The following is a 15,357-nucleotide window of genomic DNA, read 5'->3' on the forward strand; positions in this document are numbered from 1 at the left end:
AAACTCTGAATCATTGCCAGGGGTTGGCAGTCGACCGAATGAACCCTTTGCCGGAGAACCAAGATGGCCCAGCCAGATGATCGGAAAAACCGCCCTCAGGTCGAGATCGACGACACCGAGGACCGTATGGGCAGCGTCCACGAACTGGATTTCGACGAGCGCAATGACCAGCGCCGAGGCCGCATTGGCGATGAGCGTCCGGCACGCGAAGTGGACCACGAATACCCAGCCCGGCGCGTTGCCGAGAGTGGCATGACCGGCGGTGAGGCCCTGAGCGACAGCCTGCACGAGGACAACGTCACCCTCGACGATATGAGCCCCGACACCTTGTATGACGAGACCGGTGCCCGCGATGCCGATGAACTGGGTGACGGCGATGGCCCGGCAGATCAAACCCTGCGCGAAGTCGAGGCCAATGAGATTGGGGGTGGGATTGGCCTGGATGAAGCAGAGCTGGCCCGCTCAGCACCGCTGGACGGCGAGCCCTGGACCGATGAGGTCTCGCCGGTTGATTCGCACGATGAAGAGAAAAGGAGCTGACCATGAAAGAGCAACGCTGCGCCTGCCCACACTGCAATTGCACGGTAGACGCCAATGCCGTGCAGCAAGGGGGCAAGGCTTATTGCTGTGAAGCCTGTGCCACGGGGCATCGTAATGGTGAACGGTGCCGGATGGGTGGTTGTTCCTGCGGCAAGCCTGATCCATCTGAGCAGACCTAAGTTTTTGGGGCCGCGCTGCGGCCCCAACAGCCATCTCACCGGTCAGTGAGTCTGCCAGATACCATTGTTCCGCTCACAATCGTTACGCGCCTGCCCCAGGCTTGGGGTGTCGTAGTAGTAGGTGATCACCCGCGCATCCTTGGACAGGGCTGGCCGGGTCGAGGGTTGGTCACTGCCAGCGGCTTTCGGATTGGCCAGCGATTCCTGGGTCAACGGCGCGATGCAACTGCCAACGCTGCTATCGGCGCAGCGGGCGACCTTGTGCTTCTCGGTGCTGAGCATGTCCTTGCTTTCATTGCTGCACGACCAGTTGATCGCTTCGGCAGGCATGTTGCTGTAGCTGTAGCAGGTATGTCGGTCCACCGGTTTGACCGCCTCGCTGGACGAACGCGTGATCACATCGCAGGCCTCGGCCAGCACCTGGGTGCTGGTCAAGCTTGCCAGCACCAACAGCAGAACAGGGACACGCATGGCTAACCTCCTGGGCCGTCGGCCCTTGTTCAGGTCTTGCGCAATGTCGCCTTGCCCTGCTGGCGCATGGCCCTGGCGCGCTTTTCCAGGACCAGATAGGCGACCACCGCCAGCAGTAGCGGAATCAGGTAGTACAACGTGCGATAGCCAAGCAGCGCCGCCACCAGCGTGCCCTGGCCCAACTGCCCATGGAGCAGGGCGAGGAACACCGCCTCGAGCACTCCCAGGCCTGCCGGAATGTGCGCCACTACACCGGCCACACAGCTGATCAGCAAAATACCCAGCACCGAGGGGTAGAACAGCTCATGTGGCAACAGCCAATGAATCAGCGCTGCCATCAAGGCCCAATTGCTGGCCCCCAGTGCTACCTGACACAGCGCCAGGCGCAGCGAGGGCAGGGTGATCTCATGCTCACGCCACTGCCAAGTACGCCGCTTGGCAAAGGCGCAGGCCAGCAGGTATCCGATAACGATAGCCAACAGCAGAAAACCGATCAGCTGCAGCCCGCTAACGCCTACTGCCCAGCTGTCCGGCAGCTTGACCTGACGTGAAGCGAACACCACCCCAGCGAGTAGCATGTAGCCCATCCAGTTGGTCAGCAGACCCAGGGTGAGGATCTTGGTGATGGTCGCGGTATCCAGCCCTAACCGGCCATACAGCCGATACCGCAGGGCCACGCCACCCACCCAGGTGGTGAAATTGAGGTTGAAGGCATAGCAGACGAACGCCACCGGCAATACCTGGCGCGCCGGCAACGAGTGCCCCGTGTAGGCCCGGCCGAGCAGATCGTAGCTGGCAAATACCAGATAGCTGCATAACGCCAGCACCAGGCCGATCATCAAGGTGCTGGGTTTATAGGCGAGCAACGATTGGCGCACCTCGTTCCAGTCCAGATTGCGCGCCAGGGTATACAGCAGCACAGGAATCAGGATCAGGAACGCCACGGTGAACAGCCGTTTGGCCCAGGTATGCCAGCGCTTGGTCTGCATCAGGTCTTACCCTCGTGAAAGTTGGCGTGGCTATCGGTGTCCGGTTGCAGCGATTGCAGGCGCTGGCGATGGGCCGGGAACCAGCCGGCGACGCGGGGGAACCAGCGGGTCAGGTGGAAACCCATGAAAATCAACGGTGCCCGCCACCAATAGCCGCGAATCATCCGCTCCAGGGTTACCGCCTTGCATTGCTGCATGGCCAGTTCGCTGAGGTGCTTGTAGAGCATCTGGTTGAAGGCGCGATCGCGAATCAGCAGATTGGCCTCCAGGTTGAGCGACAGGCTCAACGGGTCGAGGTTGCTCGAGCCGACCGTCGACCACTCCTCGTCGACCAGCGCAACCTTGCCGTGCAGCGGCCGCTGGCAGTACTCGTGAATGCGCACGTTATCGCGCAGCAGGTAGTTATAGAGCAGCCGGGACAACGCCCGGACCCAGCGCATGTCCGGTTGCCCTTGCAGGATCAAGGTCACCTCGACCCCGCGGCGGGCGGCATTGCGCAGTTCTCGCAGCAAGCGATAGCCGGGGAAGAAGTAGGCATTGGCCACTACAATCCGCCGTTGGGCCTGGCGAAACACCTGCAGGTACTGCTGCTCGATATCGGTGCGGTGGCGGTTGTTGTCGCGCTCCACCAAGACCGCACTGGCGTTGCCGGTAGGCGCGCTGACTGGCCGCACCTGGCTTGGCGGTTGCAGGACGGGCGCCAGTAGCCGTCGGCTGGACGCATGGACCTGGGCCACCACCGGCCCTGTGACTTCCACGGCGTAATCCTGCTTGGCCATCGGCCCGAATTCGCCCAAGTGGTCGAGGCAGTAGTTGATTCCGCCAATAAACGCCCGCTCGCCGTCGACCACGACGATCTTGCGGTGCAAGCGACGGAACAGGTTGGTGCGCATCCCGACCAGCCGCGGCTGCGGATCGAAAGCGTGGAAGCTGACCCCGGCCTCGGTCATGGCCGCGATGAACTGATCGGTCAGGTCCGCTGTGCCGTAGCCGTCGACCGCCACTTCGACCCGCACGCCGCGCTTGGCAGCGTCGATCAGGACTTGCTGCAACTGCTGGCCGACCTTGTCCTCGAAGATGATGAAGGTTTCCAGCAGGATCTCTTCACGCGCCTGGGCCATGGCCTCGAACACGCGCGGGTAGTACTCCTCGCCATTGATCAGCAGCTGTACGCTGTTGCCGTCTGTCCAAGGGGTTTTCACAGGCTCACCTCCGCAACCAAGGGCGCATGGTCAGACAAGTGCGACCACGGGTATTTGGCCAACACCTGGGCTTTGCAGGGCATGGCGTTACGCAGGTAGATGCGGTCCAGCCGGAGCAACGGCAGGCGTGCCGGAAAGCTGCGGGCGGGCGTGCCAAAGTGCTCGCCGAACGCCTCTACCAGCCGCTCCGATAGCAGCGCATCAGCCTTGAGCCGCCAGTCATTGAAGTCTCCGGCGACGATCACCGGCGCCTTCGCTGGCAGGCTGTCAAGAAACTCCAACAGCAAACGTACCTGGCGCTGGCGATGGGCTTCGCGCAAGCCCAAATGCACGCAGATGGCATGCACCTGCTCATGCCCAGGCACTTGCAGGCGGCAATGCAACAAACCGCGCTGCTCGTTGCCGGCAATACTCACATCCAGGTTGTGGTATTCGCTGATGGGAAATTTCGACAGCAGCGCGTTGCCGTGGTCACCGTCGGGGTACACCGCATTGCGCCCATAGGCGAACTGCGGCCACATGCTGTCGGCAAGAAACTCGTACTGCGGGGTCTGCGGCCAGGCGGCATGGCGCTCGGCATGGCGCTCGTGGCTGCCATGCACCTCCTGCAAGAACACCAGGTCAGCCCCCGTGGCCCGCACCGCTTCGCGCAGCTCGGGCAGGATGAAACGCCGATTGAAGAAGGTGAAGCCCTTGTGCACGTTGATCGTCAGCACATTGAGCCGGTGCACCGCTGTATCGCTGTCGGTGATCTGGCGAGGGTCGGTAAGCGTCGAGTTCACAGTTCAACCTCCGGTTCCACGCCGGGCTCGGTCACCAGCTCACCATCGAGATTGAGCTTGGCCAGCAGGCGGCGGGCGTCATAGGGCGCATGGACCTTCTGGTCGTTATCGAAATAGCAGTACACATCTCGCGAACGCCGTTTGCGCGGCGCGTGCGCGCTGATCAGCTGGACATCTGCCGGCTGCTCACCCTGGCTCCAGGCTTCGACGCGCATGCGCCAACGGCGTAGGGCGCGCGAGGTATAGCCGCTGCTGTACAGCTCGACATCGCCATGCAAGCGCATATAGACGAAATCGGCGGTCAGGTCTTCGACGTAGGGCCATTTGCCGGCACTGTCGGCGACCACCAGAGCGACATTGTGGGTACGCAGCAGCTTGATGAACGACTCACAGAGAAAGCTCTCGTGGCGGATCTCCACGGCATGGCGCAACGGCGCGTCGCCCTTGATCTGGGTACCGCCATTGCCCACCAAGCGCTCGGCGCAATGCTGGGCACAGCGCCGGGCGGCCTTGCGATCGAACGGCAACAGCTCGAGAAACTGGCTGAAACGCTCCTCGTCATAGTGCATGTTCGGTGGAAACTGCCAAACAATCGGCCCGAGCTTGTCGCCCAGCAGTAAGGGGCCGGAGGCGAAAAAGTTGGCCAGCGGCTGTTCGATGTCTTTAAGCCTGCGCATATGGGTGATGTAGCGCGGGCCCTTGACCGAAAACACGAAGTCCTGCGGGGTTTGCTCAGCCCAATGAAGATAGCGCTCTGGCGTTTGCAGGCTGTAGAACGAGCCATTGATCTCGATGCTGTTGACTGCCCGCGAGGCGAACGCCAGTTCGCTGTCCTGGGGCAGCCCCTCGGGGTAGAAATCTTTGCGCCAGGGGCCATAACGCCAGCCTGAAATACCGATACGGATCTCGCTCACACTGCCTCCTTCAATCCTGGAACGGGAATCAGGCAATCCTTGAGTTGCGACCTTGGCGCGCCGCCCAGGGTTCAGCAGGATTTGACGAATGGCCCGGGCTTGCAGGTGTGCATGAGTTGAACTTTGCCGCGTCGGACGATTCCACCAAAGGTGGGCCATGAGTTTCATCGCTCGCCTGACATTGGAGGACACGCCGATGAAGTTCGATCGCTTCGCCCAATGGCTGGCCAACTGCACGGGACGCCCGGTTACGTTCGCCATCGCTATGTTGATGATCTTGATCTGGGGGATCAGCGGCCCACTGTTCGACTTCAACGACACCTGGCAGCTGGTGATCAACACCTCGACCACCATCATCACCTTCTTGATGGTGTTCCTGATCCAGAACACCCAGAACCGCGACAGCGACGAGTTGCACGTGAAGATCGACGAACTGCTGCGCACCACACGCAAGGCGCACAAGGCCCTGCTGGATCTGGAAGACATGGACCCCGCCCAGCTGCATGCCTTACGCAAGCAGTACCAGCGCATGGGCGAGCAGGGCGATCAAGCATCCGCCAAGGACACATCCGATTGAGCGTTCGCCCATCCGGGCAAGACCCGCCGACTCTGGAGGCACGCATGGCCAGGCATATCGTTCACTTCACCGGCCCGATCAACTCAAGCACCTGCGGCAACCTGATCAATACCTGCTCGCGCATTCTCCAGCAGAGCCCTGAGGTACTGCAGCTCAACATCGCCACCATGGGCGGGGAGTGCAGCTACGGCTTTACCTTGTACAACTTCCTGCGCTCGCTGCCGGTGCCGGTGCACACCCATAACCTGGGCACAGTGGAGTCGATGGGCAACATCATCTTTCTCGCTGGCGCCCATCGCACGGCCTGTGCACTGAGCAAATTCTTGTTCCACCCGTTTCATTGGACCTTGCATGGCTCGGTCGACCACGCGCGCATGGCCGAATACGCCATGAGCCTGGACTACGACCTGCGCCTGTACGCCGAGATCGTCGCCGAACGTACCCAAGGCGCCGCTGAAGCGCTCGATGTACAACGCTACCTGATGGCTTATCCGCGCATTCTTGGGCCGAGCGAGGCATTGGCCAGCGGCATGATCCACGCCATCGATGAGCGGCCCATCGAGGAGCACGACAGCCAATGGAGCGTGCATGCATGAGCCGCTCGTCAGTTAGAACCGACCGCGATTGAGCGCCAGGGCAGTCAAGATGCTCGGAGTTAATGACAAGAGCAATTCGTGCCAAGGAGACCTGATCATGCGCGCATTGACCTACCACGGTGCTGGCGACGTACGGGTCGATACCGTGCCTGATCCAGTGATTCAGGCAAATGACGATATCGTGCTGCGGGTGACCGCCACGGCCATCTGTGGTTCGGACTTGCATCTGTACCGCGGCAAGATTCCAGCGGTCGAGTCTGGCGACATCCTTGGCCATGAATTCATGGGTATTGTCGAAGAGGTGGGCAGCGAAGTGACCGCGGTCAGCCCGGGCGATCGGGTGGTGATCCCGTTCGTGATTGCCTGCGGTAGCTGTTTCTTCTGCCAGCACGATTTGTTTGCCGCATGCGAAACCACCAACACCGGTCGCGGCGCCATCCTCAACAAAAAGGCCATCCCACCGGGTGCGGCGCTGTTCGGTTACAGCCACCTGTACGGTGGTATCCCTGGCGGCCAAGCCGATTACGTGCGCGTGCCCAAGGCCAATGTCGGGCCTTTCAAAGTGCCGGGGCACCTGGCGGACGACAAGGTGCTGTTTCTCTCCGACATTCTGCCCACTGCCTGGCAGGCGGTGCTCAATGCCGAGGTCGGCCAAGGCGCGTCACTGGCGATCTTCGGCGCAGGCCCGGTTGGGCTGCTGTCGGCGGCTTGCGCGCGGATGCTGGGGGTTGAACAGATCTTCATGGTCGATGAGTGCGGTTATCGCCTCGACTACGCCCGTGACGCCTACGGCGTGATCCCTATCGATTTTTCCCACGATGATGATCCGGCCGACACCATCATCCGCCAAACCCGCGGCATGCGCGGTGTGGATGCGGTGATCGACGCCGTGGGTTTTGAAGCCAAAGGCAGTACCACCGAGTCGGTGCTCACCGCGCTCAAACTCGAAGGCAGCAGTGGCAAGGCGTTGCGCCAGAGCATGGCAGCCGTTCGTCGCGGCGGTGTGGTCAGCGTGCCAGGGGTCTACGCCGGTTTTATCCACGGTTTCTTGTTTGGCGACGCCTTCGACAAAGGCCTGACCTTCCGCATGGGACAGACCCATGTACAGCGCTACTTGCCGGAGCTGCTCGAACATATCGAAGCCGGCCGCCTGAACCCCGAAGCCATCGTCACCCACCGCATCGCCCTGGAAGACGCGATCCGCGGCTATGAGATGTTCGATGAACAACAAGAACGCTGCCGCAAGGTGATCATGGTGCCCGGTGAGGCAGCAGACGCCGTGCTCAGCGTTCACCCTTGAGAGGATTGCATGTCACAACGCATCATCACTTCGGTCAACAGCGAGGATCTGCACCCGCCAGAACAAGGCCTGCTGTTCGAAAGCCCGCGCGAACGGCTGGAGTTCTATCGACGCGAGATCCAGTACGAGACCACGATCCTGGCCAACCGCACCGACGCCTTTCTGGCGGCGCAGTCGTTTCTGGTGATTGCCTTCATTTCGTGCATGGCCAATCTCAACCAGAAATGGGGCGGGCAATTCACCTTGATCGTGCCACCGTTTCTTGCACTGTTGGGCGCGCTCAGTTCGCTCAACGCCTGGCCAGGTATTCGCGCCGCCTACGGCATCATCGATCACTGGCACTTCAAGCAGAGCCAGTTGTTACGCAGTGAGCCCAGCGTCGGCATGGCCTATGACGACTGGCCGCTGTTCTGTGAGACCGAATCGAGCCACCGCGGCTATCGCAAGTCGCTGATGTTCTCGATTCGCGCGCCGTGGTTGTTTCTGGTGTTTTGGGTGCTATTGGGCGGCTATTGCCTGTTTTTGCAGCTTGATCCGGCCGGCAGTTAAGGGGCGGCCTTTTGCCACCTGACCGCTCATTCACATTGTTCGACAATGTTTTGAATTTTCACGTAAATCCCTGATCCATTGGCTTGTCATCCATGGAGAAGAGGAGGGCCCCACAGATGCCAAACCCACAGCTGTACATCATCGACTACCGGCTGCATGGCGAGCCGCGTAGCTTCATTATTCGCCTGGAGCGGATGGACAATGCCGAGGCTTGGCATTGGGCCAGTTGCGATGCCGGTATTGGCATCATCCCCAAGTTTGGGCGGGAGAAAATTCGCAAGGTCAGCCGGCCCATGGCTGAACGCTATGGAATCAGTGAGGTGAACTGGCGCCTGTCGGGCAGTAGACCGACCCCGGTCGAGGCCTCCAGCGGCGATGATGCCCAGGCCACTTCGCCTACTGTTTGACCCTGGGGCCGCTGATTGCGGCCCCAGTCATTTTCACTTCATGCACCGGACTCAGGATCACTGGCCGGCACGCCGGGGCGATTTTCTTCCTCGTCGGTGAGGTTTGGATCGGCATCGGGATCATCGGCGCGGTCGTTGCGCCGATCAGGTTGCAGTTCTGGCCAGTCGTCCTCGACGTTGCCGCCGCCCATGTTCAGAATCTTGCTCATAACACCTCCTTTGGGGCCGCTGCCCCAGGTACAGCGCTTACCCAGAGAACAGCGCCGAACCTGTGGGAGCGGGCTCGCCCGCGAAGTGCCGCGAAGCGGACCAAAATCCGAAAGCCCTCAACAATTGAGAACCGCTCAGCACCCTCAATGCTCCATGGCCAGCCACACCAGCCCGACCAGCGGCATCAGGTGCCGGTGTACTTGACCGCAGCAGCGGTACGTGACGAGACATTGAGCGTACGCAACAGCGAGGACACATGAATGCGCACGGTGAACGGCGAGATATCCAGTTCGCGGGCGATTTCCTTGTTGGTCTTGCCTTGGGCGATCAGGCGCAGCACGTCTTGCTGGCGCTGGGTCAGCTGTTCGACTTCGCTTTCTGCGCCCAGCGCGGGCAGCAGGCCAGAAGGCTGGTACTTGACCACGACTTCACCTTCACGGATGGCCAGGATCGCCGCGCCGAGCTCATCAGGGGCGATGCTCTTGCCGATGAAGCCATCGGCGCCGGCCGCCATCACCTGGCTGATCAGCTCTGGTTCATCGACCATCGAGACGATGATCAACGAGGTGCGGCGCAACTGCTTGCGCAGCGCCGCCAACCGTTCCAGGCAGGTCAGGCCGGGGAAACGCAGGTCGAGAATCAGCGTATCCGGCGTTTCGCCGTGATCGATCAGCTCCAGCACTTGGCCGAGGTTGCCCGCTTCCTCCAGGCATGCCTGCGGCAATATCCGTTGCACGGTACGGACCATGGCTTCCCTGAATAGCGGATGGTCGTCCGCGACGATGATGCGGCAGCTCACGTCTTGTCGCTCCTGAAATCGCCCGTTGCCCGGGTCATGCTAGGGTCTGTATGAAATGTATTCGCGCGAAGGCCAGACAAGGCGAAACGGGGGGAGGAAGCGCAGTGTACTGGAGTACATGAGCATTCCGAGCCCCGTTTCAACGCAGTATGGGCGAGTGCGGATGCATTTCGTACAGAGCCTAATTTAGCAGTTGCCTGCGCAGCCTTCCTGGCGCACATGGCGCGGATGTCGACTGGCGCACAAGGATGCTTGCAATGGATTTTGACAAGAATAACGAACTGGACCAGGCCAACCTGCGCATCATCGTCGCGACCTGTGCACTGGTCTACATGGGGTTGCTCGGTTTTCTGCCGGGGCGCGCCTACCAGACCTACCTGCCAGTGGTGTACTACATCGCAGCGTTCCTGCTGGTATCGATCGGCTTGCGCCAGGCCATCGCCCATTGGCCTGGGCATTACCCGTGGCGGCGCGTGCTGGGCATGGTGCATGACTATACCGGCACCTGCTTTGGCCTGGTGGTCGGCGGCGAGGCAGCCTTGCCGCTGTATGCGGTGATGGTCTGGGTGAACCTGGGCAACGGCATGCGCTTCGGCTCGCGCTACCTGGCCATCGCCACGGTGCTGGCGCTGGCGGCGTTGCTGGTGGTGTACCAGATCACGCCGTATTGGCAGCAGCAGCCGTTCATGGTGCTGATGCTGTTGACCACCAGCACACTGATCCCGATCTATGCCCACCTGCTGCTGGAGCGCACGCGCAAGGCCTCGGAACTGGCCATGCTCGCCACCCGCGAGAAATCGCGGTTCCTTGCCCAGGCCAGCCATGACCTGCGCCAGCCAATCCATTCCATCGGCTTGTTCACCGCCTGCCTGCGCGAAGGGCAGTTGGGTGAGGAAGAACGGCGCCTGGTGGACAATATCGATCGCTCCTTGCTCAACGTCTCCCAGCTGTTCCGCTCGATTCTCGACCTGTACACCCTCGACAACGGCCGGGTGCAACCCAAGTACGAAACCTTCGCTGTGCAGCCGTTCTTGCGCGAGTTGCTGCGCCAGAACGCCGAAGCTGCGCGCTGGGCGGGGGTGGAGATGCGCTTGCGCGCCGGTCGGCACTGGACGTTGGCTGACCCAGGCATGCTCGCCACCATGGTGCAGAACGTGCTGTCCAACAGTTTCAAGTACGCCGCGCAGCGGCCGCTGCTGATTGGCGTACGCCGGCGCGGCGATCACTTGCAGATCGAGATTCATGACCAAGGCCGCGGCATTGCCGCCGAGCATCAAGACAAGGTGTTCGAGGAGTTCTACCGGATTCGCGAAATGCGCGACAAGGATGTCGAAGGCGTCGGCCTGGGCCTGGCCATCGTCAAGCGCTTGGCCCAGCTGATGGATCTGCGCGTGAGCCTGCGGTCGCGTCCGGGCCATGGCACCAGCGTCACCCTGCAGGGGCTGACGCGGGTAGCGCCGCGAGCCGTGCACAGCGGCGTCGACCCAGCCTTGCAGGCGGGCCTGCTGACCGGGCTGCGGGTGTGCCTGGTGGAAGATGACCATAACGTATTGCAGGCCACCTCGGCGTTGCTCGGGCGCTGGGGTTGCCAGGTGCAGGCAGAAAGCTCGGCCAAGGGCCTGAGCAGTGACTGTGACGTGATCGTCGCCGATTACGACCTGGGGCCGGAGGCCACCGGGCTGGACTGCATCGACGACCTGCGCGCGCAACGCGGCAGGCAAGTGCCGGCCCTGATCATGACCGGGCACGACATCGAACGGATTCAGGCGGCAGTACATGACCGGAATATCGCCATTTTGTCCAAGCCGGTACGTCCGGCCGAACTGCGTGCAGCCCTACGGGCCTTGCGGGAGGAGCCAGCAACGCCGGTGGGTTAGACCGGCGCGGGGCTGAAGGGGAAACGCGGTTAGCTGGCGCTCAGCGCAGAATCAGCGGCTGGCCTTCCTTGAGGCACGACGGCGTTGGGTCGTACAGGCCCATGCCAGCGACGGCAACGATAGCGCCGCTCGGCATCTGGCAGTCGTACTCGCCTTTGGCGGTGGTGGCGGTGAAGTAGGTCAGGGTGCTGTCGTTGCGCACGTTGGAGACCTTGGTCACCGGCACGCCGAGGGCGATTTCGGAACGCTGCTTGAGGGTATCTTCGGTGGGTTTGACGGTCTGGCAACCAGCCAGGGTGGCCAATGCTGCGAGGGTCAGGATTGGCTTGAGCAGGGGATGACGGGGCTTCATGGGGTGCTTCCTTGGCGTTGTTCTGATTGTTCGGCCACACGCCGGCCTGGCGCCGCGGGGACGGCGCGTGGAAAGCGGGTGAGTGGCCGGACTATAACGCCGAGGATGGGGCGCTGGGATTAGGGCAGATGTACGACATGGCGTAGTGCCGCTATGGATGGGGTGTCAGTTATGGCCTCTTCGCGGGCAAGCCCGCTCCCACAGGTGTTGCACTGATCGTGTAGGCGCGGGCTTGCCCGCGAAGAGGCCGGACACTCACGCGAGACTGACCCGCATCAACCCGCCCGCTTGAGCACCAAGGTCAAAATGTCATAGCTGGCCACCAACTCACCCAGCTGGTTGGTCACCTCGACATCCCACGCCACCACACCTTGCGGCTGCCCCAGCGGGCTGCTCTTGCCCTGGTCGATCTTGCGCTTGCAGGTCAGCCGCGCCTGGATGGTGTCGCCGATCCCGACCGGGTTGATGAAGCGCAAGGTATCCAACCCATAGTTGGCCAACACCGGCCCCTCGCCAGGCGAGACGAACAAGCCGGCGGCAGCCGACAGCACGAAGTAGCCGTGGGCGATCCGTTTGCCGAATTGCGACTGCTTGGCGGCAATCTCGTCAAAGTGCATGTAGAAATGATCGCCCGACAGGCAACCGAAGTTGACCAGGTCGGCCTCGGTCACCGTGCGTCGATGGGTCAGCAGCGATTCGCCGATTTGCAGCTCTTCGAAGTAGCGGCGGAACGGATGCACTTGGGTTTCGATCACCTCGGCGCCGCGCACATACTCGCCCGTCACCGCACTGAGCATGCTCGGCGAGCCCTGCACGGCCGCGCGTTGCAGGTAATGCTTGACCGCTCGCAAACCGCCCAACTCCTCACCACCCCCGGCCCGCCCTGGGCCGCCGTGCTTGAGCTGCGGCAGGGGCGATCCATGCCCGGTCGACTCCTTGGCCGCTTCCCGGTCCAGCACCAGCAACCGGCCATGCCAGGCCGCCGCCAGCGGAATCGCCTTGGCGGCGACCGCGCGGTCGCGAGTGATCAGGCTCGCGACCAAACTGCCTTTACCTCGTGCGGCCAGTGCCAGGGCTTCGTCCAGATCGTGGTAGGTCATCAGCGTGCTGACCGGGCCAAACGCCTCGATGTCGTGCGCGCCGCCTTCGGCATGCGGGTCGCGCGCGTGCAGCAGGGTTGGTGCGAAGAAGGCCCCTTCAGCCACACCGTCACCCACTGGCGCAAAGCCATCGCTGGCGCCGAACAGCTGGTCGCAGCTGGCGAGCAGGCTGCGCACCCGCTCGCCGACATCGCGCTGTTGATCATGCGAGGCCAGCGCGCCCATGCGCACGCCTTCCACCGAGGGATCGCCGACCACCACCTTGGCCAGGCGCTCGCGTAGGCGAGTGGCGACCGCATCGAGGTGCTTGGCCGGGACGATGGCGCGGCGGATGGCGGTGCATTTCTGCCCGGCCTTGGTGGTCATCTCGCGCACCACCTCCTTGATATACAGCTCGAACTCTTCGTCGTCCGGAGTTACGTCCGGGCCGAGAATGGCACAGTTGAGCGAGTCGGCCTCGGCGGTGAACGGTACCGAATGGCGGATCAGGTTGGGGTTTACCCGCAGCTTGGCCGCGGTGTCGGCAGACCCGGTGAAGGTCACTACATCCTGGCCTTGCAGGCGGTCGAGCAGGTCACCGGTACTGCCGATCACCAGTTGCAGGCTGCCAGTGGGCAGCAGGCCGGACTCGTTCATCAGGCGCACCACCGCCTCGGTCAGGTAGCTGGTCGAAGTGGCCGGCTTGACGATGCACGGCATGCCCGCGAGGAAGGTCGGGGCGAACTTTTCCAGCATGCCCCAGATGGGGAAGTTGAAGGCGTTGATGTGCACCACCACGCCGGCACGCGGCACCAGGATATGGCTGCCGGCAAAGTGCCCTTGCTTGCCCAGTGCGATGGCCGGGCCTTCGTGCAGCAGATTGCCCGAAGGCAACTCGCGGCTACCGATGCCGGCATAGGAAAACAGCGTGGCGTTGCCGCCTTCGATGTCGATCCAGCTGTCGGCGCGGGTCGCGCCGCTGTGATGGGACAGGGCGTAGAGCTGTTCCTTGCGTTCGGCCAGGTACAGGGCCAGCGCCTTGAGGCGCGCAGCGCGCTGCTGGAAATCCATGGCCAGCAACTGGGCCAGGCCCTGGCTGCGAGCAAATGCCACAGCCTCGGCGAAATCAGGACGCTCTTCATGGCTGTAGGCCAGGATGTGGCCGTCCAGGGCGCTACGCAGGGCCTGGGCGCCGTGCTGGCCAATCCAGCGGCCAGCGATGAAGCTCTGCAGGGTAGGGGCGTCAGACATACTGTTCTCCAAGCGGTTGTGATGGACAGGGGCGCGGTTACCACAGCGCCAGGGTGTAGCCGATGATCAGGCGGTTCTCGTCCAGCTTGCTGGTCAGGCCGTTGCCAGAGCGGAAGGTGACGTTGCGCCAACGCAGGCTGACGTCCTTGAACGGGCCGCTCTGGATGACGTAGGTAAGGTCGGTGTCGCGTTCGCGCTCGCGGCCATTGCTGAGGGTTGCGGTTTCGGCGTGGCGGCCGTCGGTGTAACGGGTCATGAAGCTCAGGCCGGGGATGCCCAAGGCGACAAAGTCGTAGTCGTAGCGCAACTGCCAGGAGTCGAGCCCGGCGCGGGTGAAGGTGTTGTAGGTGACCAGGTTGACGGTGTAGGGGTCGCCGCCATTGAGGAACGGGAAGGCGCTGTCGCCGGACATCTGCTGCCAGGTCGCGGTGAACTTATGCGCGCGCACCCCGAGGGTGAACATGGCGTTGAAGTTGCGGTTGTCGATGCGCCCGGCGCGCTCGGCGCCGTCACCGCGGCTATCGAAGTAGCGCAGGTCGCTGCGCAGGCTCAGGCCTTCGCCCAGCGCTTGGGTATGCAGCAGGCCGAGATACTGCTGACGGTAGATCTCATCGAGCTTGGCATAGTAGTAGCTCAGGCTGGTCTGCGGGGTGAGTGCGTAGCTGCCACCGGCAAAGTCGAAATGATCGCTCTGCGCTGCGCCATAGCCAATATCGTCACGCCCGGACGAGTCACGCAGGTTGGCCTCGGTCAGACGCCCGGCATTGACCGTCAGCCCGTCGATTTCCTGGCTGGTCAGCAAGCCACCTTGGAAGGTCGATGACAGCAGGCGGGTGTCGTTGTACACCACCACCGGCAGGATCGGCTGCAGGGTGCCCAGGCGCAGGGTGCTCTTGGACAGCCGCAGCTTGCCGGTCAGGCCCAGCTCGCTGTAGTCGTCGACCGGCTCGTGGCTGTTCGGCCCATACGGCAGCAGGCCGGTATTGCGCCGATCACGGCTGGAGTCGAGCTTGATCCCCAGCTGCCCCATGGCGTCGAGGCCAACCCCCAGCGGGCCTTCGCTGAACCCCGATTCGAAGCGCGCGGTAAAGCCTTGGCCCCATTCCTCGGCCTTGGACTGGGGGGCGTTGGCCTGGCGAAAATCGCGGTTGATGTAGTGGTTGCGCAGCTCGATACGCGCGTGGCTGTCTGCGATCAAATCCGCCATGGCGGGCGAGGGCAGGGCCAGGCTGGCCAGCCAGGCCAGCGACTTGAAGCGAGTGTGGTTCATTATTGTTGTACCC

The 15,357-nt window shown here is 62.5% G+C and carries 18 protein-coding genes; 8 read left to right on the forward strand and 10 right to left on the reverse strand.

Translation table 11 applies throughout. The features are described 5' to 3' along the window. Positions 1 to 63 precede the first annotated feature (63 nt). Complete coding sequence (locus tag ACF8K2_RS19495; protein ID WP_392467074.1) at positions 64 to 540, forward strand: phosphotransferase system, HPr-related protein; 477 nt, start codon at positions 64 to 66, stop codon at positions 538 to 540. Between the two features lie 2 nt (positions 541 to 542). Next, complete coding sequence (locus ACF8K2_RS19500) at positions 543 to 719, forward strand: metallothionein (protein WP_312152666.1); 177 nt, start codon at positions 543 to 545, stop codon at positions 717 to 719. Between the two features lie 42 nt (positions 720 to 761). Here the strand turns inward: ACF8K2_RS19500 and ACF8K2_RS19505 are convergent, their stop codons facing one another. The 5 genes from ACF8K2_RS19505 to ACF8K2_RS19525 are packed head-to-tail and all read right to left on the reverse strand — an operon-like array spanning position 762 to position 5,077. After that, positions 762 to 1,190 carry a hypothetical protein gene (locus ACF8K2_RS19505; protein ID WP_392467076.1) on the reverse strand — a complete coding sequence of 143 codons (429 nt, stop codon included), beginning with the start codon at positions 1,188 to 1,190 and terminating at the stop codon, positions 762 to 764. A gap of 29 nt (positions 1,191 to 1,219) precedes the next feature. After that, complete coding sequence (locus ACF8K2_RS19510; RefSeq protein WP_392467078.1) at positions 1,220 to 2,179, reverse strand: lysylphosphatidylglycerol synthase domain-containing protein; 960 nt, start codon at positions 2,177 to 2,179, stop codon at positions 1,220 to 1,222. After that, positions 2,179 to 3,381 carry a cardiolipin synthase ClsB gene (gene clsB / locus ACF8K2_RS19515; protein ID WP_186554465.1) on the reverse strand — a complete coding sequence of 401 codons (1,203 nt, stop codon included), beginning with the start codon at positions 3,379 to 3,381 and terminating at the stop codon, positions 2,179 to 2,181. The genes ACF8K2_RS19510 and clsB overlap by 1 nt, the downstream gene beginning before the upstream one ends. After that, entirely contained in the window at positions 3,378 to 4,163 is a 786-nt protein-coding gene (locus ACF8K2_RS19520; RefSeq protein ID WP_312152663.1) for an endonuclease/exonuclease/phosphatase family protein, read from the reverse strand. Before ACF8K2_RS19520 ends, clsB begins: the two co-directional genes overlap by 4 nt. Continuing rightward, positions 4,160 to 5,077 (reverse strand): DUF72 domain-containing protein, encoded by a 918-nt coding sequence (locus ACF8K2_RS19525; protein WP_312152661.1) that lies wholly within the window; start codon positions 5,075 to 5,077, stop codon positions 4,160 to 4,162. Before ACF8K2_RS19525 ends, ACF8K2_RS19520 begins: the two co-directional genes overlap by 4 nt. A 196-nt stretch (positions 5,078 to 5,273) precedes the next feature. Here ACF8K2_RS19525 and ACF8K2_RS19530 point away from each other — a divergent pair, with 196 nt between their 5' ends. The 5 genes from ACF8K2_RS19530 to ACF8K2_RS19550 all read left to right on the forward strand — a co-directional run bounded on the left by ACF8K2_RS19530 (position 5,274) and on the right by ACF8K2_RS19550 (position 8,506). After that, on the forward strand, positions 5,274 to 5,654 hold the full coding sequence (locus ACF8K2_RS19530; protein WP_186554608.1) for a low affinity iron permease family protein: 381 nt from the start codon (positions 5,274 to 5,276) through the stop codon (positions 5,652 to 5,654). A gap of 44 nt (positions 5,655 to 5,698) precedes the next feature. Further along, entirely contained in the window at positions 5,699 to 6,250 is a 552-nt protein-coding gene (locus tag ACF8K2_RS19535) for an ATP-dependent Clp protease proteolytic subunit (protein ID WP_392467081.1), read from the forward strand. A 97-nt stretch (positions 6,251 to 6,347) separates the two neighbouring features. Further along, positions 6,348 to 7,550, forward strand: coding sequence for a zinc-dependent alcohol dehydrogenase (locus ACF8K2_RS19540; RefSeq protein ID WP_186554469.1), 1,203 nt, complete (start codon positions 6,348 to 6,350; stop codon positions 7,548 to 7,550). Between the two features lie 9 nt (positions 7,551 to 7,559). Next, positions 7,560 to 8,099 (forward strand): hypothetical protein, encoded by a 540-nt coding sequence (locus ACF8K2_RS19545; protein WP_392467083.1) that lies wholly within the window; start codon positions 7,560 to 7,562, stop codon positions 8,097 to 8,099. A gap of 116 nt (positions 8,100 to 8,215) precedes the next feature. After that, a complete protein-coding gene (locus ACF8K2_RS19550; RefSeq protein ID WP_392467085.1) occupies positions 8,216 to 8,506 on the forward strand; it encodes a DUF6555 family protein in 291 nt (96 codons plus the stop codon). Between the two features lie 38 nt (positions 8,507 to 8,544). On the opposite strand, the gene ACF8K2_RS19555 is transcribed toward ACF8K2_RS19550, so the two are convergent. Together ACF8K2_RS19555 and ACF8K2_RS19560 are read right to left on the reverse strand one after the other, a co-directional pair. Continuing rightward, positions 8,545 to 8,715, reverse strand: coding sequence for a hypothetical protein (locus ACF8K2_RS19555; protein WP_186554615.1), 171 nt, complete (start codon positions 8,713 to 8,715; stop codon positions 8,545 to 8,547). A 185-nt stretch (positions 8,716 to 8,900) separates the two neighbouring features. Then, complete coding sequence (locus ACF8K2_RS19560; protein ID WP_392467087.1) at positions 8,901 to 9,515, reverse strand: LuxR C-terminal-related transcriptional regulator; 615 nt, start codon at positions 9,513 to 9,515, stop codon at positions 8,901 to 8,903. A gap of 257 nt (positions 9,516 to 9,772) precedes the next feature. Between ACF8K2_RS19560 and ACF8K2_RS19565 the strand changes: the two genes are divergently transcribed. Next, positions 9,773 to 11,392, forward strand: a complete 1,620-nt coding sequence (locus ACF8K2_RS19565) for a hybrid sensor histidine kinase/response regulator (RefSeq protein ID WP_392467089.1) — start codon at positions 9,773 to 9,775, stop codon at positions 11,390 to 11,392. 40 nt (positions 11,393 to 11,432) lie between these two features. On the opposite strand, the gene ACF8K2_RS19570 is transcribed toward ACF8K2_RS19565, so the two are convergent. The 3 genes from ACF8K2_RS19570 to ACF8K2_RS19580 all read right to left on the reverse strand — a co-directional run bounded on the left by ACF8K2_RS19570 (position 11,433) and on the right by ACF8K2_RS19580 (position 15,344). After that, positions 11,433 to 11,744 carry a hypothetical protein gene (locus tag ACF8K2_RS19570; protein ID WP_264232857.1) on the reverse strand — a complete coding sequence of 104 codons (312 nt, stop codon included), beginning with the start codon at positions 11,742 to 11,744 and terminating at the stop codon, positions 11,433 to 11,435. A gap of 275 nt (positions 11,745 to 12,019) precedes the next feature. Continuing rightward, on the reverse strand, positions 12,020 to 14,074 hold the full coding sequence (gene paaZ / locus ACF8K2_RS19575) for a phenylacetic acid degradation bifunctional protein PaaZ (protein WP_392467091.1): 2,055 nt from the start codon (positions 14,072 to 14,074) through the stop codon (positions 12,020 to 12,022). Between the two features lie 37 nt (positions 14,075 to 14,111). Then, complete coding sequence (locus tag ACF8K2_RS19580) at positions 14,112 to 15,344, reverse strand: OprD family porin (protein WP_392467093.1); 1,233 nt, start codon at positions 15,342 to 15,344, stop codon at positions 14,112 to 14,114. Positions 15,345 to 15,357 lie beyond the last annotated feature (13 nt).

Origin of the sequence: Pseudomonas sp. xss_2 (genome assembly GCF_043104195.1) — a bacterium.
GTDB classification, from domain to species: domain Bacteria; phylum Pseudomonadota; class Gammaproteobacteria; order Pseudomonadales; family Pseudomonadaceae; genus Aquipseudomonas; species Aquipseudomonas urmiensis.

Excerpts from the sequence above, each read along its gene's own strand:
- ACF8K2_RS19495 (WP_392467074.1), top strand. The coding sequence starts at position 64 with ATGGCCCAGCCAGATGATCGGAAAAACCGCCCTCAGGTCGAGATCGAC.
- ACF8K2_RS19500 (WP_312152666.1), top strand. The coding sequence starts at position 543 with ATGAAAGAGCAACGCTGCGCCTGCCCACACTGCAATTGCACGGTAGAC.
- ACF8K2_RS19505 (WP_392467076.1), bottom strand. The coding sequence starts at position 1,190 with ATGCGTGTCCCTGTTCTGCTGTTGGTGCTGGCAAGCTTGACCAGCACC.
- ACF8K2_RS19510 (WP_392467078.1), bottom strand. The coding sequence starts at position 2,179 with ATGCAGACCAAGCGCTGGCATACCTGGGCCAAACGGCTGTTCACCGTG.
- ACF8K2_RS19530 (WP_186554608.1), top strand. The coding sequence starts at position 5,274 with ATGAAGTTCGATCGCTTCGCCCAATGGCTGGCCAACTGCACGGGACGC.
- ACF8K2_RS19535 (WP_392467081.1), top strand. The coding sequence starts at position 5,699 with ATGGCCAGGCATATCGTTCACTTCACCGGCCCGATCAACTCAAGCACC.
- ACF8K2_RS19540 (WP_186554469.1), top strand. The coding sequence starts at position 6,348 with ATGCGCGCATTGACCTACCACGGTGCTGGCGACGTACGGGTCGATACC.
- ACF8K2_RS19545 (WP_392467083.1), top strand. The coding sequence starts at position 7,560 with ATGTCACAACGCATCATCACTTCGGTCAACAGCGAGGATCTGCACCCG.
- ACF8K2_RS19550 (WP_392467085.1), top strand. The coding sequence starts at position 8,216 with ATGCCAAACCCACAGCTGTACATCATCGACTACCGGCTGCATGGCGAG.
- ACF8K2_RS19555 (WP_186554615.1), bottom strand. The coding sequence starts at position 8,715 with ATGAGCAAGATTCTGAACATGGGCGGCGGCAACGTCGAGGACGACTGG.
- ACF8K2_RS19565 (WP_392467089.1), top strand. The coding sequence starts at position 9,773 with ATGGATTTTGACAAGAATAACGAACTGGACCAGGCCAACCTGCGCATC.
- ACF8K2_RS19570 (WP_264232857.1), bottom strand. The coding sequence starts at position 11,744 with ATGAAGCCCCGTCATCCCCTGCTCAAGCCAATCCTGACCCTCGCAGCA.
- paaZ (WP_392467091.1), bottom strand. The coding sequence starts at position 14,074 with ATGTCTGACGCCCCTACCCTGCAGAGCTTCATCGCTGGCCGCTGGATT.
- ACF8K2_RS19580 (WP_392467093.1), bottom strand. The coding sequence starts at position 15,344 with ATGAACCACACTCGCTTCAAGTCGCTGGCCTGGCTGGCCAGCCTGGCC.